The 19,915-nt window shown below is 63.4% G+C and carries 18 protein-coding genes and 1 tRNA gene; 8 read left to right on the plus strand and 11 right to left on the minus strand.

All coding sequences use genetic code 11. From position 1 onward, the window contains the following. Positions 1 to 267 precede the first annotated feature (267 nt). The 3 genes from QWU44_RS08840 to QWU44_RS08850 all read right to left on the minus strand — a co-directional run bounded on the left by QWU44_RS08840 (position 268) and on the right by QWU44_RS08850 (position 2,405). Positions 268 to 978 carry a TetR/AcrR family transcriptional regulator gene (locus tag QWU44_RS08840; protein ID WP_370915307.1) on the minus strand — a complete coding sequence of 237 codons (711 nt, stop codon included), beginning with the start codon at positions 976 to 978 and terminating at the stop codon, positions 268 to 270. A gap of 102 nt (positions 979 to 1,080) precedes the next feature. After that, positions 1,081 to 1,494, minus strand: a complete 414-nt coding sequence (locus QWU44_RS08845; protein ID WP_370915308.1) for a YccF domain-containing protein — start codon at positions 1,492 to 1,494, stop codon at positions 1,081 to 1,083. 62 nt (positions 1,495 to 1,556) lie between these two features. Next, a complete protein-coding gene (locus QWU44_RS08850) occupies positions 1,557 to 2,405 on the minus strand; it encodes a DNA-formamidopyrimidine glycosylase family protein (protein ID WP_370915309.1) in 849 nt (282 codons plus the stop codon). A 935-nt stretch (positions 2,406 to 3,340) separates the two neighbouring features. Between QWU44_RS08850 and QWU44_RS08855 the strand changes: the two genes are divergently transcribed. Further along, a complete protein-coding gene (locus tag QWU44_RS08855; protein ID WP_267173503.1) occupies positions 3,341 to 3,508 on the plus strand; it encodes a hypothetical protein in 168 nt (55 codons plus the stop codon). Positions 3,509 to 3,584: 76 nt separating this feature from the next. On the opposite strand, the gene QWU44_RS08860 is transcribed toward QWU44_RS08855, so the two are convergent. Continuing rightward, positions 3,585 to 8,513, minus strand: coding sequence for a DEAD/DEAH box helicase (locus QWU44_RS08860; RefSeq protein ID WP_370915310.1), 4,929 nt, complete (start codon positions 8,511 to 8,513; stop codon positions 3,585 to 3,587). A 143-nt stretch (positions 8,514 to 8,656) separates the two neighbouring features. Here QWU44_RS08860 and QWU44_RS08865 point away from each other — a divergent pair, with 143 nt between their 5' ends. From QWU44_RS08865 to QWU44_RS08880, 4 genes are all read left to right on the plus strand, one after another. Next, positions 8,657 to 9,418: a 3'(2'),5'-bisphosphate nucleotidase CysQ gene (locus QWU44_RS08865; protein WP_370915311.1), complete on the plus strand. Its 762-nt coding sequence runs from the start codon at positions 8,657 to 8,659 to the stop codon at positions 9,416 to 9,418. 70 nt (positions 9,419 to 9,488) lie between these two features. Beyond that, entirely contained in the window at positions 9,489 to 10,298 is an 810-nt protein-coding gene (locus QWU44_RS08870; protein ID WP_370915312.1) for a thymidylate synthase, read from the plus strand. Positions 10,299 to 10,301: 3 nt separating this feature from the next. Further along, a complete protein-coding gene (locus QWU44_RS08875; RefSeq protein ID WP_370915313.1) occupies positions 10,302 to 10,841 on the plus strand; it encodes a dihydrofolate reductase in 540 nt (179 codons plus the stop codon). Positions 10,842 to 10,870: 29 nt separating this feature from the next. Continuing rightward, positions 10,871 to 11,125: a mycoredoxin gene (locus QWU44_RS08880; RefSeq protein ID WP_370915314.1), complete on the plus strand. Its 255-nt coding sequence runs from the start codon at positions 10,871 to 10,873 to the stop codon at positions 11,123 to 11,125. A gap of 75 nt (positions 11,126 to 11,200) precedes the next feature. On the opposite strand, the gene QWU44_RS08885 is transcribed toward QWU44_RS08880, so the two are convergent. The 3 genes from QWU44_RS08885 to QWU44_RS08895 all read right to left on the minus strand — a co-directional run bounded on the left by QWU44_RS08885 (position 11,201) and on the right by QWU44_RS08895 (position 12,812). Further along, a complete protein-coding gene (locus QWU44_RS08885) occupies positions 11,201 to 11,584 on the minus strand; it encodes a hypothetical protein (RefSeq protein ID WP_370915315.1) in 384 nt (127 codons plus the stop codon). A gap of 125 nt (positions 11,585 to 11,709) precedes the next feature. Further along, positions 11,710 to 12,468 (minus strand): precorrin-6A synthase (deacetylating), encoded by a 759-nt coding sequence (gene cobF / locus QWU44_RS08890; RefSeq protein WP_370915316.1) that lies wholly within the window; start codon positions 12,466 to 12,468, stop codon positions 11,710 to 11,712. Between the two features lie 74 nt (positions 12,469 to 12,542). Next, the gene (locus QWU44_RS08895; RefSeq protein ID WP_370915317.1) at positions 12,543 to 12,812 is read right to left on the minus strand and encodes a hypothetical protein; all 270 of its coding nucleotides are present in this window, start codon (positions 12,810 to 12,812) and stop codon (positions 12,543 to 12,545) included. A gap of 212 nt (positions 12,813 to 13,024) precedes the next feature. On the opposite strand from QWU44_RS08895, the gene QWU44_RS08900 reads away from it, so the two are divergent. From QWU44_RS08900 to QWU44_RS08910, 3 genes are all read left to right on the plus strand, one after another. Beyond that, positions 13,025 to 13,100 (plus strand) — tRNA-Arg (locus QWU44_RS08900). A 151-nt stretch (positions 13,101 to 13,251) separates the two neighbouring features. Continuing rightward, positions 13,252 to 14,073 carry an alpha/beta fold hydrolase gene (locus QWU44_RS08905; protein ID WP_370915318.1) on the plus strand — a complete coding sequence of 274 codons (822 nt, stop codon included), beginning with the start codon at positions 13,252 to 13,254 and terminating at the stop codon, positions 14,071 to 14,073. Positions 14,074 to 14,175: 102 nt separating this feature from the next. After that, complete coding sequence (locus QWU44_RS08910; RefSeq protein WP_370915319.1) at positions 14,176 to 15,042, plus strand: DUF1906 domain-containing protein; 867 nt, start codon at positions 14,176 to 14,178, stop codon at positions 15,040 to 15,042. A gap of 15 nt (positions 15,043 to 15,057) precedes the next feature. Here the strand turns inward: QWU44_RS08910 and QWU44_RS08915 are convergent, their stop codons facing one another. The 4 genes from QWU44_RS08915 to QWU44_RS08930 all read right to left on the minus strand — a co-directional run bounded on the left by QWU44_RS08915 (position 15,058) and on the right by QWU44_RS08930 (position 19,608). After that, positions 15,058 to 16,458: a cation:proton antiporter gene (locus QWU44_RS08915; RefSeq protein WP_370915320.1), complete on the minus strand. Its 1,401-nt coding sequence runs from the start codon at positions 16,456 to 16,458 to the stop codon at positions 15,058 to 15,060. Positions 16,459 to 16,545: 87 nt separating this feature from the next. Beyond that, positions 16,546 to 17,448 (minus strand): hypothetical protein, encoded by a 903-nt coding sequence (locus QWU44_RS08920; RefSeq protein WP_370915321.1) that lies wholly within the window; start codon positions 17,446 to 17,448, stop codon positions 16,546 to 16,548. A gap of 154 nt (positions 17,449 to 17,602) precedes the next feature. Next, on the minus strand, positions 17,603 to 19,255 hold the full coding sequence (locus tag QWU44_RS08925) for a cation acetate symporter (RefSeq protein ID WP_370915322.1): 1,653 nt from the start codon (positions 19,253 to 19,255) through the stop codon (positions 17,603 to 17,605). Between the two features lie 8 nt (positions 19,256 to 19,263). Beyond that, positions 19,264 to 19,608, minus strand: coding sequence for a DUF485 domain-containing protein (locus tag QWU44_RS08930; RefSeq protein WP_370915323.1), 345 nt, complete (start codon positions 19,606 to 19,608; stop codon positions 19,264 to 19,266). Between the last annotated feature and the right edge of the window lie 307 nt (positions 19,609 to 19,915).

Consider the following 19,915-nt stretch of genomic DNA (forward strand, 5'->3'; position numbering starts at 1 on the left):
ACCGAGAAGTCACCAAGGCATGCGGAAAGAGGACGGACCGCGTCTACCTGGAGCGTAAGACAGTTAGGTTAGCCTGTCGAATACATTTCTGTATCAAAGCGATACATTTGTGTATCGCACCCGCTCACAGCCACACCAGCCGACGATGTGTTCTTGTTCGCATCCGTGGTGAAGAAGAGGATCTGCCGACACTCCGGTCGCGTGAACGGTTGCCCCCGCTGATGTGAACCACAAGCATGAAGCGACACAAACGAGGTGCCGACGGAGTCATTCCCCGTTCGTAGATCCCTCGGGGATCATCTCTTCCACCGGCCGCGACGAAGCAACCAGAAGGGTGAGCACCAGATCCAGGATGTCATCCAGTTCGAGCATCGTCCCCCGACGATGATGCTCCGCTTCCGCGTCCTCCAGCCGGTCCCGCCACACAGCCACCCCGGTGTAACGCATCGTGATTCCAATCACCGCCTGGGCGATCGCCTCAGTACGCTTCACCGGAACCCTGTTGACCTCGGCCAGCATCAACTCGAGAGCACGCCCGACCCCGACCACGAAATCACGGTTGAGCTCCATGAACTGTAATGCCCAATCCGGCTCCCGCGCCGCACGAGCAAGCAATTCATTGTGCAGAATCAGGAAACTGCGATCCAGTCCCAGTCGCTCGCGGGTTCGGACCAGAGCGTCGGACAACTGCGCCACAGCGGTCTCCTCAGAGCACCCCACGAGTCGATTAACCGGCCGGAACCCGGCGACCCACTCGCGGGTCACGGCGTCGAGAAGCTCAATGACCCGCGAGTACTCGCCCCTCACGACCAACGTGAACAGATCATCCTTGTCGGTGAAGTTCGAATAGAACGCCCCCCGGGTGAAGCCGGCAGCCCGACAGATCCGCTCCAGCGTGCAACCCTCGAAGCCATGGGCGACGATGACCCCACGAGTGGCTTCGACCAGTTTCGCCTGGGTCTCCGGATTACTGCGCACAGTAGCTCACCTCCTCGGAGGATTCACCCCCACCATCGACGGGCCGACTATCGGGCCGTTTGTCCAGAATACAGCCCACTCCGCCACCGATCATTCAGCCACTCACATCTGCACCATCGGGCGGTACCCGACCGGGATCCGGTCGTTGTCGACGATCTGCTTACCGAAGGGGAAACAGGTCACCGGGATCATCTTCAGGTTCGCCAGTGCGAGCGGGATACCGATGATGGTCACCGCCTGGGTCACCGCCGTGGTCAGGTGCCCGAGTGCCAACCAGAAACCAGCGACGACGAACCAGATGACGTTACTGACGGTATTGAGCCCACTGACCCCGGTGTCGGGGACAATAACGGAACGACCAAATGGCCACAGCGCGTAGTTGGCCATCCGGAAGGAGGCGACGCCCGCGGGAATCGTGACGATGAAGATGCACGCGACGACCCCGAAGATCACGTAGGCCAGAGCCAGCCACACGCCGCCGAAGACGAACCAGATGATGTTCAGGATGAGTTTCATGCCCTCATTCTATGGCCGTCCCCTGTACGTTTACTGTGTCTTACCCTTGAGAACAGCATGGGTCACCGACCGCCGCCGACCCAGCCCTCCGGAACCGGCTGGCAGTGCGGGCACCACCAGATGACCCGCTCCAGCTCTCCGTCGTCCCCACGCCGGTCCACGCCACCGAGGAAACTCTGCTCAATCGGGGTCCCGCACCTGCGGCACGGGCGGTGGTTCCGTCCGAACACGTAGGCCGTCTCCCCTGAACGTTTCACACCTGTGGTCACCCGCACCGGTTCACTGCGATTCGCCCACATCAACCGGCGGGTCACATCGAGAACCCGGTCCACGTCCACCTCCGACACGGGCGTCGCGGGGTGGACACCGCACAGGAAACAGATCTCCGCGCGGTACTCGTTGCCTACCCCGGCCAGATTCCTCTGGTCGAGCAGTGCGGCACCGATGGCCCGGTCCGGGCGGACCAAAATGCGGCGCCGCGCCTCATCCCGTCCCCATTCAGTCCAGTCCTCGTAGAGCACGTCCGGCCCGAGATACCCCATCCGCTCCCGGTACTCGGACGCGGAGAACACCTGCACGAGGCCCAGGTCGAAGCCGACGACCTCGATCGGCGCACAGTCGGGGCCGTCACTGAGCCGGAGCACCACCCGCGCCGCGTGCCCGGGTTTCCGCCACCGGGCCCCCTTCCGGTGCACGGACCAGGTGCCCTCCATCTTCAAGTGCGTGTGCAGGATCCGGTCGCCGAAAGACATGAACAGGTGCTTGCCCAGCGGCCACACCGCCCCGACCGTCTCCCCGGTGAAGGAGACGGTGGCGTACCGGGGCACGCGTATCGACGTCGAGGTCACCTCGCGTCCGCACATGAACTGCATCCGCGCGGACAGTTGGTAGACGGAATCACCCTCGGGCACGGGGCTCCTTTCAGGATCACGGGGGCGCCTGATCAACCTGTGGGTGCAGGTGATCCTCGAGTACCGGGTAGGAGCGCCTTAGAAGCGAGACACGACGCTCCACACGATCACCAGCTACATGTCCCGGTGCCGGGTCCGTGGTAGTCCAGTCGGGCTGAACCAGAGTCTTCTCCCTGTACCCAGCGGTGTCACCGCCAGAATGCCACGGCCATCCTTCCGTAAGGTTCACCCGGCCACTACACCGGATCGACGATGGTGGTCATGCACCCACCGTAGACCCTTCCCTGATATCGACGGGTTCGACTACCGTCGCCACACCGACATCCATTGTGCGGAACCGCGATTGTTCAGGTGATTCGCCTGGCGGAATAACCCCACATCACTGTGTACAAGTTGTACACAGTGATGTGGCATCCGTAACGCTGTCCCAGTTCACAATCAGAGCGACTACATCGCTGCCGCACAGAATGAGCCGGTAGAGATCACGTCCCGAGGTATCGGAACGCCGAGCCGTCGTTATCTCGCCCGAGTTCTTCGACCGGGCGGTGCTGGCGATGGAAGAGCTGGCGGAGATCCCCGCAGCCGACAAGTCACAAAAGGAGACCGGAAGGGTCTCCCACGAGAAACTTGAACGCGAACTCGGGCTCTGATCCAGGCTCATGCCCCACACGATCAGTTACGTTCCATCAGCCGCGAAAGCCCTACGCAAACTGGACAGAACCACTGCCCGTCGGTTGCTCACCGTAATCCGGGTAGGCGTCAGACCCACACGAGGGTGTGTCCAGCTCAAAAGGGGCAGATGGGAGGATGAAATCCCCTACCACGGGCGGGAAACTCCACACATTCACGAACAACGTTATCCTCGGCGGCACATCCGTTGGAGCTCCACGCGCGGATCACAATAACTACGGACACGGTAAACAGGGAGAATAGTGATGATTCTCAGAACAGTCGTCACGCTCATCGGAACAGCCGCGATTTTCTTCGTCTTTTTCGGTGTACTGCAGAACTGGGACATGAATTCTGCGGCGACGAGCATCTTCGCTCTGCTGTTTAGCGCGGTGTTCGCGTATCTCATCTTCCGCACTCCCCGGAAGAAATAAACGCAGGAGCTCTCGACCGAATTGTGCCGACACCACACTGGACCGGTCCCCGTTCCCACTCGGGCCGGGGCTCCCCTCAGCACCCCGGCTGCCTGGGCCTGCGGAATCCGCCACCGGGCGGCGGATCGTCGAAGGTGAGGTCAATGTCGGCGGCATCCGCATCGGCTGCGGCCTCGGCCAGCGAGCGCCCCGGTTGTGTACGCGCCACCCGGGGAGTGACGGTGCCGGAGGTTCCGGCCAGCCGCAGTCCCTTCGGGGTGATCGCGGCACCCGCCGAGCGGAAGGCCCCGACCAGTGGAGATTCGAGGGCCGGTTCCCCGCCGATCTTCTCCACGGTGAACCGGGACATCCGCCCCGCCGCGACCGCATCCACCAGGGCGGCGACCACGAGGGCGACCATCTCCGCCGCCCCGCCGGGGCAGATTCCGGGGAACAGGGTGAGGCTGCGGCCACCCCGGGTGAGGTACGCCAGCGCCAGCCCATCGGCCAGGACCACCACAGCACCGGCGCTACGGGTCGGACGCGCCCCGGGGCAGTCGGGCCACGGTAGAGCGGCTCCGTAGGGGTTCGCCGGATCAGCGGCTGCGAGCAGGACCACCTCCGGATCGGTGGTTCCCGACGGCCAGCCCTCGACGTCCGGGGTGTCGGCCAGTCCCCGAAGCCGGTCGATGACGGCCGTCGTGGAGAACTGTGCGGCGCCGAGGCCGTCGATGACGTAGCCGCGCATCGCCTTGCCGGTCTCCTCGAAGGAAGACAGCACCTTGTACGCGAGCGCGAACCCGCCGGTGACGTCCTCGGCGACGACACTGCCCCGGGTGACCACGCCGTACCGATCCAGCCACGCCTCGCCGTGCGCGACGGAGCGGGTCGTCGGGTCTGTGGCCGGGGTCACGGCGGCGGCCCACCGGCCCACCATGTCCGGTGGGCCGGATACCGCCGTCGCGTTCGCCCGTTCGGCCTGCGCGAAGCGGGTGCGCCCCATGCGCAGACGGTTGCGGGTGGGCCTGCGTTTCGCACGGTGTGCCGTGGCGCCGGAGGTCGTGCCCGCGAGGCGGGCCCGCAGCGGCACGAAGCTGTCCGGGCTGACCAGTCCCAGCTCGACGAGCTCCCAGAGGGAGTCCGCTAGATCACGGGCCTCGACGCCGCGCGGCACGGCGATGTCGAGATCATCCTGCGCGAGGGTGGACACCTCCCCGAGCAGCTCGGCGAAGTGGAAACCGCCGCCGCGGCGCAGCACGGTGAGTACCGCCTCCTGCAGTCCGGTGAGCGTGGGAGGCTCGGTCCGCGGGGCGAGCTGCGCGGCGTAGTCGGCGGGCAGCAGCATGATCCACGGGTCCCGGGTACCGGCGGAGCCTGCGCCCAGGATGAGCACCTCTCCGGTGGCGGTCAGCTCGTCGAGCAGGCGCGGGGTGTAGTCGCCGACGCGGGCCGGCAGGACGAGGGTCTCCCAGGCACTCGCGGGCAGGCGGACACCGGCGAGCTGTTCGATGACCGTGTACACACCGTCCGCACCGCGTAACACGGGCCGCCTGCCGACGCCGGCGATCTGGTGCCAGTCGGTGAGGAAACGCGCGAAGGTCGAACCACTGACTGGCTCGGCCTGGGATCGGGCGAGCGCCAGCGACCTACTGCGGATGGTGCGCAGGACCTCGACGGCGCAGTACTCGGGCCCCTCGACCCCGGCACGGTAGTGGCCCTCGATGACGGTTCCGTCGGTGACGGCCTGGCGGAGCGCGGTGTGTGCGGCGGCGGGCGCGAGCCCGAAGGTGTCCGCCAGATCCGCGAGGGTGAAGGGGCCGCGGGTGCGGGCGAAGCGGTTCACGAGCTGGGCCAGTGCATCAGTGACGGTGGCCGGTTGCGCCGCCACACCTGCGGGTACCGGGACACCGAGGGCGTCGCGGAGCAGCGGGGTGTCGAGGGACTGCGCCAGGTGCTCGGTTCCGGCGATGCGCACGAGCATGACCCGGTCGCGGAGGTGGTCGAGGGCGAGGTCGACGACGGTGCTGGGCTCACCGAAGGTGCAGTGCTCGTGGACCCTGGTGACGGGGACGGGGCCGATGATGCGCAGCACGTCGGCGAGTTCCTCCGGGCTCCGTGCCCGACGCCCGTCGGCAGTACGCTGTAGTTGGTCGTGAACCTCAGCGATGATCCCGGCGTCGAGGAGTTCCCTGAGCTCCACGGTTCCGAGCAGTTTCGCCAGGAGCGCGGGGTCGAGGGCGAGAGCCGCCGCGCGTTTCTCCGCCAGCGGGGTGTCGCCCTCGTACATGAACGCACCGGTGTAGGTGAACAGCAGCGAGGAGGCGAAGGGGCTGGGTTGGTCGGTGGTGATCTCCGCGATGCGGACACGACGTGCACCGAGATCGGCGCACAGATGTTTCAACGCCGGGAGGTCGTAGACGTCCTGCAGGCACTCGCGCACCGTCTCCAGGATGATGGGGAACGACGGGTATTTCCGGGCGACGTCGAGGAGCTGCGCCGAACGCTGGCGCTGCTGCCACAGCGGCGCCCGTTTGCCGGGGGCGCGGCGCGGCAGGAGCAGCGCGCGGGCAGCGCACTCCCGGAACCGGGAGGCGAACAACGCCGAGTTTCCGACCTCCCGGGTGACCAGGTCCTCGATGTCGTCGGCGTCGAAGGTGAACAGGTCGGCGCCGGGTTCACCGTCCATGTCGGGCAGGCGGAGGACGATGCCGTCGTCGCCGGCGACCACCTGGGCGTCCATGCCGGTGTTCTCCGCGATCCGCGCACCGACGGCGAGCGCCCACGCCGCATTCACCCCGCGTCCGTAGGGGGTGTGCAGGATGATGCGCCAGTCCCCCAGCTCGTCGGTGAAGCGTTCCAGCAGCAGCGTCTTCTCGTCCGGGACGATTCCGGTGGCGTCGGCCTGCTCCGCGAGATAGCGCGTGAGATTCTCGTGCGCCCAGGTGTCCAGGCCGAGGCCCGCGGCGCGCGCCGGATCGGCGGCGACCTCGCGGCGAAATGCACCGAGTGCGGCTCCGAGTTCTGCGGGGCGGCCCGCCTGGTCCCCGATCCAGAACGGCAATCTGCCGGTGTGCCCGGGTGCCGGGGTGACGATGACCTGGTCGCGGGTGATCTCCTCAACCCGCCAGCTCGATGCCCCGAGGGTGAATACATCGCCCACCCGGGTCTCGTAGACCATCTCCTCGTCCAGCTCACCGACCCGGCGGGGCGCCCCACCACCCTCGCCGGTGGTGCCCGCGAGGAACACGCCGAACATGCCCCGGTCCGGGATCGTGCCACCGGAGGTGACGGCCACCCGCTGCGCGCCGGGCCGGGTGGTGAGCATTCCCGTGACCCGGTCGTAGACGACGCGGGGCCGCAGTTCCGCGAAGTCGGTGGACGGGTACACGCCGGAGGCCAGGTCGATGACGGCGTCGAACACCTCGCGCGCGAGGGTGGCGTACGGGTGGGCACGGCGCACAGCCTCGTACCACTCGTCGACGTGGATGTCACGGGCGGCGACGGTGGCGACGGTCTGCTGGGTCAGCACGTCGAGGGGGTTGCGGGGCACGGTCAGTTCCTCGATCGCGCCGGCCCGCATCCGTTCGACGGTGACCGCGCTCTGCACGAGATCAGAACGGTGTTGGGGATAGAACGAGCCCCTGGAGACAGCGCCGACGGTGTGCCCGGCGCGGCCGACGCGCTGCAGTCCGGCGGCGACGGACGGTGGTGAGGCAACCTGGATGACGAGGTCGACGGCACCCATGTCGATGCCGAGTTCCAGGGATGAGGTGGCCACGACGCAGGTGAGTTCCCCTGATTTGAGCTGCTCCTCGATGCGGGCGCGTTCCTCCTTGCTCACGGAGCCGTGGTGGGCGCGGGCGAGGATCGTGTCGGCTTTCCCGGCGACGTCGACGGACTTCATCACCTGAGCCGGTGGCCTGCGGGTCGGTGCGGAGAGCGCCCCCGGGTCGTGTTTCTCGGCGTGGATCTCGTTGAGTCTGCTGGTCAGTCTTTCCGCGGTGCGGCGTGAGTTGACGAAGACGAGGGTGGAGCGTGCCCGGGTGATCTCCGCGTAGAGCTCGGTCTCGATGAACGGCCAGATGGAGCCCGCGGTGGGCAACGCCGATTCCTGCGGAGTACCTGTCGACGCCGCCGGTTCGGGGTCGCTGGTTGCGTCCAGTGGTTCAGTCAGGCCGTCGGGATCGTCGATGACGGCGTCCCCGATGGTGGAGGCGTGTTCCGGGGTGGGTAGATCGGACATGTCGGGCACGGGGACGTGGACGTCGAGTTCCCACCGTTTCTCGCTGCCCGGCGCGATGATCGCGACGTCGCGGTTGGTTCCACCGAGGAACGCGGCGACCCGTTCGAGGGGTCGGACGGTGGCGGACAGCCCGATGCGCTGCACCGGCCGCTCGGTGAGCAATTCCAGGCGTTCGAGGGACAGCGCGAGGTGCACGCCGCGTTTCGTGCCCGCGAGGGCGTGGATCTCGTCAATGATGACGGTGCGCACACCGGTGAGCGTGCCCGCTGCCTTCGAGGTGAGCATGAGGTACAGCGACTCGGGCGTGGTGATGAGGATGTCCGGTGGGTTGCGCTGCTGACGGGCTCGTTCCTTCGCTGGGGTGTCCCCGGAGCGCACACCGACGGTGATGGTCGGCGCCACGACACCGAGGCGGTCTGCGGCACGGGCAATCCCGGTCAGCGGGGCACGGAGGTTGTTCTCCACGTCGACACCGAGTGCCTTGAGCGGGGAGATGTAGAGAACCTTCACCCCGGAGCCGTCGGTGCCTGTGGATACGGGCATCGTGTCGGCATCCTCCGATATGGGAAGGAGTGCCTGTCTGGGACGTCCGGTCAATGAGTTCAGCGCCCACAGGAAAGCGGCGAGGGTCTTGCCGGATCCGGTGGGGGCGACCACGAGTGCATGCCCGCCGGTGGAAATCTCGGCCCACGCCTGTTCCTGCACTGCGGTGGGCCGGGCGAAGACGTCCGTGAACCAGGTCCTGACCTCCGGACGGAAGCGGTCGAGTGGGGACGTCGGCATGCTTCCCATTCAATCAAATGTTCGTATCGACGGGATCTCCACCTAGGATGAGTCGGCCGGTTTCCGAACATGCCCGACCGTGTGACCGGTATGACCCTGCATGCCCCCAGCAGATGCCCGTTCCAACAACTAGAGTGGGGACCATGACCGCGAACATTGATGATGCCATCCTCACCACTCGACTTGCCCAGGGAACCGGCGACATCCTGAAAGGGGTACGTGATGTCGGGGCGTTGCGGGGTCGTGGCCTCGGTGACGCCGGTGATGAGCTGGCCCAGAGCTGGATCTCCCGGGTATTGGAGCAGCACCGCCCGGATGACGGCGTACTCAGTGAGGAAGCCGCCGACAATCCGGCGCGCCTCGGCAAGGACCGTGTCTGGATCATCGATCCTCTCGACGGCACCCGCGAGTTCGCAACCGGCCGCCAGGACTGGGCCGTGCACATCGCTCTCGTTGAAAACGGAAGGCCCCTGTCCGCTGCTGTCGCTCTACCCGACCTGGGTGTAGTTTTCAGTTCCCATGACGCCCGCGCAGTGAACGGCCCATTCGCCCGGAAGATCGTCATGTCCCACAACCGTCCCCCGAAGGTGGCCTTCCACGTCGCGGAAAAACTTGGTTTCGAGCCGATGGACATGGGCTCCGCAGGAGCGAAGGCGATGCATGTTCTCCTCGGTGATGCCGACGCCTACGTCCATGCGGGAGGCCAGTACGAGTGGGATTCCGCTGCGCCCGTCGGAGTGTGTCAGGCCGCTGGACTGCACTGCTCCCGGTTGGACGGTAGCGAGCTGACCTACAACAACAAGGACACGTACCTCCCGGATCTGTTGATCTGCCGCAAGGATCTCGCGGATCAGATCCTTGCGGCCGCCGCGGAGTTCCTGGAGGAACACGGCTCCTACACCTAGTCCCCACCCTTTTCCGGAACACAGCCCCGTCGATCAGACTGAGGGGCTGTGTTCCGTTAGTCTGGACGCCATGAGCGCCACCGCAATCCCCACCCCCTACGAGGATCTTCTCGCGCAGATCATGCGTGAAGGAAACCACAAAAACGACCGTACAGGCACGGGAACCACCAGCCTGTTTGGCCGCCAGATGCGGTTCGAACTCACCGAGTCCTTTCCTTTGATCACCACGAAGAAGGTGTACATGAAGGGGATCGTCGGTGAGCTGCTGTGGTTCCTGCGGGGTGAGTCGAACATCGGATTCCTGAAAGAGCACGGTATCAGGATCTGGGACGAGTGGGCGTCCTCTGAAGGTGAACTCGGGCCTATCTATGGGGTGCAGTGGCGCAGTTGGCCGACACCGGACGGCCACCACATCGACCAGATCTCCCAGGTAATCGACCAGTTACGGAACGACCCGGATTCCCGCCGAATGATCGTCTCCGCGTGGAATGTCTCGGAGCTCGACCAGATGGCACTCCCCCCGTGTCATCTGCTGTTCCAGATGTATGTCGCAGACGGGCGACTGTCCTGCCAGCTTTACCAGCGTAGTGCCGACATGTTCCTCGGAGTGCCGTTCAACATCGCCTCCTACGCACTCCTCACGCACATGTTCGCGCAGCAGGCTGATCTTGAGGTCGGTGAGTTCATTTGGACGGGCGGAGACTGCCATGTTTACGACAACCATCGGGAACAGGTTGAACTGCAACTGTCCCGCGAGGCGCGCCCCTACCCGCAGCTCCAGTTACGCAAGGCGTCCTCGATGTTCGACTACACCTTCGATGACATCTCCATCACCGGGTATGATCCGCACCCGGTGATACGCGGGAAGGTGGCGGTCTGAGGCATGGGCTACCGGGCAATCTGGGCTCAGTCCGTCGACGGGGTCATCGGCGATGGTACGGACATGCCGTGGCACATTCCGGAGGATCTGGCGTATTTCAGGAGGATGACACTCGGATCTCCTGTTCTGATGGGGCGGAGGACCTGGGAGACGATTCCGGAGCGGTTCCGCCCACTTCCGGGGCGGGAGAACTATGTGCTGGCATCGGGATGCCCCGGCGCCTGGTCACGCGGCGCCCGGGTCATCAGCGACCTGTCGCAGGCTCCGGAAGACGTGTGGATCATGGGCGGTGGGCGTGTCTACGCCGATACCCTCCCGAGGGTCGACGAGGTTCGGGTGACGCTCATCGACGCCGAGCTGCGCGATGTGCTGGGACCAGTCGCGGTCCTCGCCCCGGAACTCGGTGAAGCGTTCACGTGCACGGATGAGACGGACTGGTTGGAATCGGAGAAGGGACGGCTGGCCGGCACCGCTGCAGTAGCTCAGCCGGAGGGGCCACTCCGTTTCCGGATCCGGACATATCTCCGTACCCCGGTGGAATAACCCGGTCAGGTCTTGGCGTTGAAGCCGGTATGAGCGACAATCACATCACAGTGTTCCTGACCGACTGGTGCCCCTACTGCAAGCGTCTGGTGAAGGCGCTCAACAGTACGGAGACACCATTCACCGCAATCAACGTCGACGATGACGTCGAGGCTGCCGCATGGGTCGAGTCGGTGAACGACGGTAATCGTATCGTCCCTACCGTGAAATACTCCGATGGGACGCATGCCACGAACCCCCCGGCTTCGGATGTACGTCGTAAGCTGGAGGAGCTGCAGGGCTGATCTCTCACCCCAACCCCATGGAAAACCGCCGCCCCGACATCCTGTGTGTCCGGGGCCGCTTTCATGGACGGGCTTTTACTCGTCGCCGCCACGCCAGAGATGCAGCCCTCGTCCCGTACGACGGGGAGCCGAGAACCTGAGCAGGACGATGACCAGCCAAGGAACGCCGATGAATAGCTCGAAAATGAACCACCAGGTGAATGTCGCGGCCACTACCCCGGAGAGGATCAGCGCAACTGGGCACGCCAGGCCTGCTAACGAGCGTAGCTCGGAGATCATCGTCACACCGGCGGCGGTCATGACACTGAGAAACGCGCTGACTCCAAAACCCCAGGTCAGCGCATGACCTTCAACACGATAGGCGAACACCGCGAAAATCGCCCAGACGGCCGCAAGTATCCACACAACAGTGATCCACGGACTGAACGGCACCTTCTGCTTCTTCCGTGATGCAGGCACCCGGACGTCACCTCTCTTTCGTTTCCCGATCCATCGGCATCCTGTGCTCCGGGAACGGACTTCACACCAAAGTCACAACCTACCTGTGCCCGGAGAACCCACCAACCGGTGGTCTTCAGGAGTTCTCATTCACCATCGAGTTCCCGGAGTAGATAGGTGTCCATGATCCATCCATGACGTTCCCGGAGGGTGTATTTCAGGGCGGCGATCTCATCACCGATGTTCTCGACATATCCGGAGCGGAGAATCTGGTCCGGTGTCCCAAGGTACGCACCCCAGTAGATGTATGTGCCGGACCCGAACACCTCGTTCCAGGCGGCCCCGCTGTCGAGCATGACAAAACAGTTCCGGCGGGCCGCTGCTGCGGTATACGGAAGCAGGCGTCCGGTGGTGACGTGAATCGACTCACCGACGCGGTTGGCGGTGATGGCGTGCGCGGCGGTTAGGGCCTGAAGCGCGGTGATTCCGGGGATCACCTGCACAGCACAATCAAGACCCGCTTCCTCCCGCATGCGCTCGATGATCCGGAGCGTCGAGTCGTAGAGTGACGGGTCACCCCAGACAAGGAACGCGACGGCACCGTCCGGACCACTGGCGCGGATAATTGCATCGGAGAGGATGCCTGCCCTTTCGTGATGCCAACGACGGACCTCTGCATGGTAATCAGCCGGGTTCCGGTCACGGACAGCATCAGGGACCGTGACCACGGGCACATTAGGCGCATGAGTCTCAACGATCCTTCGACGGGCGCGCAGGAGATCAGCTTTCTGTTCTCCCTTGTCAATCGCGATGACCGCGTCGGACGAGCGGAGTGCATCGATCGCACCGAGCGTAAGGTGCGTGGGATCTCCAGCCCCGATGCCAATGACCAGCAGTGTCCGCATCTTGGGCTACCTCCCCTTCCGGGTCCGGTGGGAACAACCTGTCGATGCCCGATACTACCGGCGGAAAGCGGCAATCAGTCGTCGCCGTGGATCTCCTGATGATCTTTCACCGACAACCCGGAGGTGAAGCCCTCGAAGTTCGCGATGAACGACTCTCCAAGGTACTTCGTACAGGCCTCAGAGAGCTGCTTTGCATCGTAGACGTTCAGGAGCAGGAGACTGGTCAGGGTACCGTCTTCCTCAACCTTGTCGAGCGAGAGCACCGGGCCGCGTTCTCCACTGACTATGTTGGCGACGACCGGGACGCGGCGGACATCGGTGAAAAGTGGTTTCTTCGGGAACATGAAGCACCTTCCTTTATTTAGGGGCGGAGTTTCCTTTACCTCGCAGGTATTACCGACAGCCTATGTTCCTTCCGCGGTCATTGACACGAAGGTCACGGTATTGCCTTTGTTTTACCCGTTTCAACCACCCCCGACGCCCATCAGTGGGCTGGTTTCCGTCACAGACCCAGGATGGGTTAATCTTGCACGGTCCGGTAGTGTGATCGGAACAGGCCCTAGTAGCTCAGTGGATAGAGCACGGCTCTCCTAAAGCCGGTGTCGGAGGTTCGATTCCTCTCTGGGGCACCACGAAGAACACCCCGCGAACTGTGCTGAAGCCGGTTTGTGGGGTGTTTTTTCATGTTCAGTCGGTAACTGTCTCAGTCCGGACGCGGCGAGAAGGTATGTCAGACGCCAGGGAAATATCGTATTACTGTCCCCAACCGCAGAAGGAAACACCATGCCCTCTTCCCCCCTCGCCAGGTACACGCTCCCCTCCAGGAATAATGCCCGGACATTCATCAGCTTTCACGGGATCACCGACAGCAGTGTCGCCAATTCTGATCTCGGGCACAGGATGTCGTCTGATTTCCGAGTGATACTCCCCGATGCCCGAGGCCATGGCATGTCTCCAGATTTCAGCGCGAAACAGCTCCTACACCCATTCGACACCCTCCTCGAAGATGCACTGAATCTGGTTAAAGAGGAGATATCACGAGACACTCGGCGACGTCCGGTGGTTTTGCACGGGCATTCAATGGGCGGAGCTACGGCTGCCGCGGTTGCCCGTCATCATCCTGAACTCGTCGCCGCTCTGATTCTCGAGGATCCGGCGTTGTTTACGGTGGAACAGCGTGCACGATTCGCGGCGACTGCTGAACCCCGGATCAGAAGCTCTGAACGGGCATGTTCCGAACCGGAGGTAGTGCTGGGGGAGCTCCGGCAGGTCTTCCCGGGATGGTCGGTGACGGATTCCGCGGGATGGCTGTTCTCCCAGGCCAGGGCACGGGAAGCTTTCCTGCGGATGGCTACCGTGGACAGTGGTGAACCGCGAGGTCTGGTGTTGTCTGCGCTCAAGGTTCCGACACTTCTGGTCACGGGCGACCGCGACTGCCTGTTCGGACCGGAGGGTTTACGTGAGGTCTCGCATCTGGGGAATCGTCATCTCCGAACCGCTCTCGTTCCCGGGGCGCGACACAGTGTCCGGCGAGATGATCCGGAGGAGTTCCATGCCGCAGTTTCAGGGTTTCTCAGGGACGTCGTTGGCGATGTGCAGCCCTGACCCGGTGGACAGACGTCACTGAAGCCACGGAAATGTTGCTACTGTTACGCATGTGACCCCTGTTGCCGCCGGGGTCTGCCGCATCTCCACAGGAAGACAACAATGACGCCGCAGCAGCCCATCGTTCAACGTCGCGTGCTTCTCAAAGCCGCCGCTCTCGCCATCGCAGGTGGTTCCATCGCGACTACCGCCGGAGTTCTGCCACGGGCACACGCAACCCGGCCGGTACTCGGCACCGTACTCGATTACGCCGCAGGCGTACCCGATGCCCGCGCCATCGCCGCAGCCGGCCACCTCGGAGCGGTCCGATACGTCTCACAACGCCGTCCGGGCGCGGAGAACTGGATGCTGGGCAAACCCGTCACCGCCGCGGAGACCCTCGCGTTCAACGCCGTCGGGCTCAATACCGCCAGCGTCTACCAGTTCGGGCGCGCCGATACCGCCGACTGGCTCCGAGGTGCCGCTGGTGCCGCAGTCCACGCGCCCCATGCGATCGCACTGCATGCTGCGGCGGGTGGCCCCATGGGGCGTCCGATCTACGTCGCCATCGACGACAATCCGACCCGCACCCAGTACAACAATCAGATCCGTCCCTACCTCACAGCGTTCAAGACTGCTCTTGAGGCCGCAGGACTCCGGCTGGCGGTGTACGGCAACTACAACGTGATCGCCTGGGCACTGGCCGACCAGCTCGGTGAGTTCTTCTGGCAGCACGACTGGGGTTCCGGGGGAAGACTCCACCCCCGGGCGGACCTGCACCAGCGGGCGAAGCGGACAGCGTGGATCTCCGGTGTCGAGGTAGACGTGAATGATGTCTACTCCCCCGACTGGGGCCAGTGGAAGGCCACGTTCCCCGGCACCGGGGTGCCTGGCCCGGCTGAGTTTCCCGCCCCGTTGTCTCCCGCACCAGAAGATCCGTTGAAGGCTCTCAGCCAGCTCCTGAATCACCTGAACGGACTGTCAGGCTGATCCCACGGAGAAACCTCAATCCAGCTCTGAGTCGATGGTGATCTCATCGTCGGAAACCGTACTGCTCTTCGGCCGTGGTTTCGAGTTCACGGTGGGACGCCCGGTGGAGGCGGAGGTTTCACTCCGGTATTCGGCCGCTTCCGCCACCACCTCACTCTCCGTCCTGCGTCGCACCTCTTCATCATCCGAACCATCGGGTGCGGGAATATACGAGTGCACGTTTGCGGCGAGCATCGGGAACAGCAGTACCGTCGCGGCGCCTGTCGCAACCATCACCGACGCGTGACCTTCCCCGAGCAGCCCGCGGTCGACGGCGATCTCCGTGACCGCCACGATGATCGGGAGCCCGGTCGCGGAATAGAGCGAGAGTTCCACCTGATCCCGGAATCCCCGGATTTCCGAGCCGGTGTCAGTGAAGCACTCCGCCAGAAGAATCGGCAGGCCTCGGGCGATGTAGATGACTGAGATCCCGACGATAACCGCCCACGGAGAATGCAGTACCTCCCGTACGTTGATCGACATGCCGGAAGTGATGAAGAACACCGGTATCAGCAGGCCGTACCCCATGACGTCAAGACGTGCCTCCACCGTCTTACGTGCCCGGACCGGAACCAACGCCCGGAGAATGATACCTGCGGCGAACGCCCCGAGAACGACATCGAGCTCAAAGACCGCAGCCATCGCCATCAACGTCGTCAACAATACGATGACCATGCGCATCACGGTCTGACTCGTGTGGCTCGCACCATCTCGCACCGCGTGACCGACCCACGGGACCAGCCTGGAGACGGTCCTCGGAACGAACGCCACCATCATCGCTCCCCCCATGAAGAGAGCGAGGATGACCAGGGTAAGAGACGTGTTTCTCGTGGAGAGCAGCAGCGCCATCGCGAACACCGGTCCGAGTTCCCCCACAGCACCGTGAACGAGGACACCACGCCCCACGGGAGAATCCGCACGTCCGGAATTCTTGATCACCGGAAGCAACGTCCCCATGGCCGTGGATGACACCGCGATGGCAAGCACAATACTGCGCAGTAGATCAGCCGTACCGAACAGGAGCAGCGCCGCACAGACGGCGAGTCCCAGACTGAGCAGCCAGGTTCCGGTCGCCCGACGCCCTTGCCGCCCCTTCATCACTTCGGGGTCGATCTCCCAGCCCGCGAGCAGGAACAGCATACCGAGACCGAGTTCCCGGAGCAGCGCATTCGAGCCATCCAGATGGGCGAGATCGAGTACCTCCGGCCCGATGACCACCCCCAGGAGAAGCATGAAGACGACGCCGGGAACCCGTTTCCCCGTGATGAACGACAACAACGGTGAAGCGAGAGCCGCGATGGCTATCCACATCATCGAGACGATGACACCGGGCGCCACGGAAGCCCCGGAAGCGAGTACAGCGGTGGAACTCAACATCTACCTTCATTTCCTGGAGGATAAACCCACACGGGAACGATTGCCGTACCCATGGCGATCCCCCATGATAAGCCACTGCAAGGGCACCTAGGAGTCCGGTGTCGTCGACAGCTCCGTTGCCGACAACCGGTGCCCGGAACTTCCCGCAGAGTTTTTGGCCCCGTTACGGGCAAGGGCATACAACTGTCTCTCCACCAGTGCAGTGAGATCCTCAGCGGATCCGGCCACGGCCGCCGCCGCGACGAAATCATCTCCGAAGGTCACGGATGAATGCAGGGAGTAGTCGTTCGACCACCCCCACTTCGTCCCCGTCGCACCGGGCAACACCGCCGTCCCGAAGTCCTGCGGATAACCATCAGCGGCGATCTCGTCGGATTGGCTCATCGCAGTCAGGATGGGCGACATCCGGTCATTCTCCAACTTTTGCCGGATAAAGGAGACGACATCATAGGTGGAGGTGACGCTGTATCCCCATTGCTCGTCGGATCTGGTCGACAACAGGCCATAGTCCCTTGCTGTCACATCTATGGCCCGCGGGTACCGTTCCCAGAGTTCATCCGCGAGGTAGTCATCGGAAGACCGGATCATCTCCACTGCGTCGAGCTTGTCCGCGGGATTACCGTATCGGAGGACATAATCTGCGATGTAGAGCTTGATCAGGCTGAGCGCCGGTCGGGCGTACCGCTCCGTAGCAGTACCCGTGTGCCAACCGTCTGAGAGCCGGGTGAATGACACCTGCGAACCTGTCGCGTTTTCGGTGAAGCCACCGAGATCTTCCCGGGAGAGCTTAACGTTGGAGCTTTCCCGCCCCACGACAGTAGTGGATCTGTTTGCCGCATCTGAATCCACCCCAGGGCCATCAGCAGGGAAAAACGGTAGGGAAAAGAGACAACCGACAGCGACGAATACCGGCACCATGCGCCCGATTCGTCGCTGTCGGTTGCTCCATCCACCCGGATCGCTCACGGATCCGGCGGGACGATCAACCATGTCAGACACGATACCGGCGGCCCCCTCCACCCCCCAACTTCTCGGGTTCAGGTGGACGGGGCCGCCGTTGTGTTCTCGCGCAGTGGTGGCGTTGTTTTTCGGTCACCCGCCGTCTCGGGCGACCGAGCAGCATGCGAAGTGGGGACGAAATTAACTAGTGATCGACCGCGGCTTCCACACCGACACCAGTCAGCGAGCGGACCTCCATTTCCGCCTGGAGGTCGTCCAGGTTGTCCGGCTTACCGAAGATCGTGCCGAGGTAGCCTGCGAGGAACGCCGCCGGAATGGAGACGAGACCCGGGTTACGCAGAGGGAACCACGCCCAGTCCGAATTGGGGATCATCGCGCTCGGATCACCGGACACAGCCGGGGAGAACACGATGAGCACCAGTGCCAGGATGAGGCCGGTGTACATGGAGCACAGGGCACCGGTGGTGTTGAACTTCTTCCAGTACAGCGAGTACAGGATGGTCGGCAGGTTCGCCGAGGCTGCGATGGCGAAGGCCAGGGCAACGAGGAAGGCGACGTTCTGGCTCATCGCCAGGATACCGAGGACAATCGCGATGACACCGATCACAACCACCGTGATTCGGGAAACCCGGACCTGCTCAGCTTCGGTGGACTCACCGTTACGGATGATCGAGTGGTAAATGTCGTGCGCAACGGATGCGGACGCCGTGATCGCTAGGCCTGCGACGACCGCGAGAACAGTGGCGAAGGCGACAGCGGAGATGGCCGCCATGAAGATCGAACCGCCGAGTTCCAGTGCGAGTAGCGGCGCAGCGGCATTCTGGCCACCGGGGGCGCCGAGGATACGGTCCGGTCCGACGAGCGCGGCAGCCGCGTAACCGAGCATGAGGGTCATGAGGTAGAAGGCACCGATGAGGACGATCGCCCAGGTGACGGAGCGACGGGCTTCGCGCGCCGTCGGAACCGTGTAGAAGCGCATCAGGACGTGCGGGAGACCTGCAGTACCGAGCACGAGTGTCAGGCCGAGGGAGATGAAGTCAATCTTGGTGATGTTGTCCTTGCCGAACTTCAGGCCCGGCTCCAGGATCGCGTGGGCATCGTAGCCCTTGCCTGCGAGATAGTCGGACTCGGCGTGCTTCTGCACGGCCGCATCAAGCAGGTGAGGGAAGGATCCGACCTTGATGAAAATCAGCGCGGTCATGATACCCACCCCGCCGACGAGGAGGACTGCCTTGATCATCTGGACGTAGGTCGTGCCCTTCATGCCCCCGAGCAGCACGTAAGCAATCATGATGACGCCGACCACGACAACCACGAGTGCCTGCTTGGACTCCTCGTGGACGTTGAGCAGCACGGCGACAAGGGAACCCGCACCGGCCATCTGCGCGATGAGGTAGAAGAGCGAAACGAAGAGCGTGCCCAGTGCAGCCGCCATACGGACGGGCTTCTGCTTCAACCGGAACGACAGCACGTCGGCCATTGTGAACTTACCGGTGTTACGGAGCGGCTCGGCAACGAGCAGTAGTGCGACCAGCCAGGCCACGAAGAAGCCGATGGAATAGAGGAAGCCGTCATATCCCGCGAGTGCGACGGCGCCGACGATACCGAGGAAGGAAGCCGCTGAAAGGTAGTCACCCGCGATGGCCAGACCGTTCTGCTTACCGGAGAACTTCGCGCCACCGGTGTAGAAGTCAGATGCCTCGCTGGTGGACTTGCCCACCTTGATGACGACGCCCATGGTGACGACGATGAACAGGATGAAGACTGCGATGTTCAGGATCGGATTACCGGCCTGCGCGCCCACTTCCTGAGCGGAGTACGTGGTGAGATTATTCATGAGGGTGATCAGCCTTCCATTCTCTCACGGATCGCGGCCGCCTTGGGCTCGATCTTCTTGTTGGCGAAGTTGATGTAGATCCAGGTGATGGCGAAGGTGGTCACGAACTGCAGTAGTCCCATGATCACGCCCCAGTTGACGTTGCCGAACACCGGAGTGCTCATCCAGTCCTTCGCGTACACCGCGAGGAGGACGTAGAACATGTACCAGAGGAAGAACGCGATGCTCATGGGGAAGGCGAATCCACGGAATGTCTTCTTGAGGTCTAGGAATTCAGGGTCCTTCTGCATCTCCCGGAACTCTGCGGGGCCGGGTTCACGGCGCCGCGCCGGGGCGGACGAATCTGCACTCATGTGAGGATCATCTCGCTTTCTGTTAGTCAGTCTGACGGAGTAACTGCTGCGGTGGAGCGGCACTCACAGTGTGAGCCGCCACCCCTCCACTTCGCACACCCCTGCCGGAGGGCCGGTGACAGTGACGGATCAGATCCATCGGGCATCAATGTGCACGCCATCACAAGACAAGGTGTAGATGTGAAGTTACCTAGCTCACGTTGCAATGTGAAAGCTAAACACCTGAATTACCGCTTTAGCATTCTTCACACCACCCCCATAAACAGACCTGACCATCTGTTTCTTTTTCTGACCACAACCCCCCGTC

The sequence above is a fragment of the Corynebacterium sp. CCM 9203 genome, assembly GCF_041357675.1.
Classification (GTDB): domain Bacteria; phylum Actinomycetota; class Actinomycetes; order Mycobacteriales; family Mycobacteriaceae; genus Corynebacterium.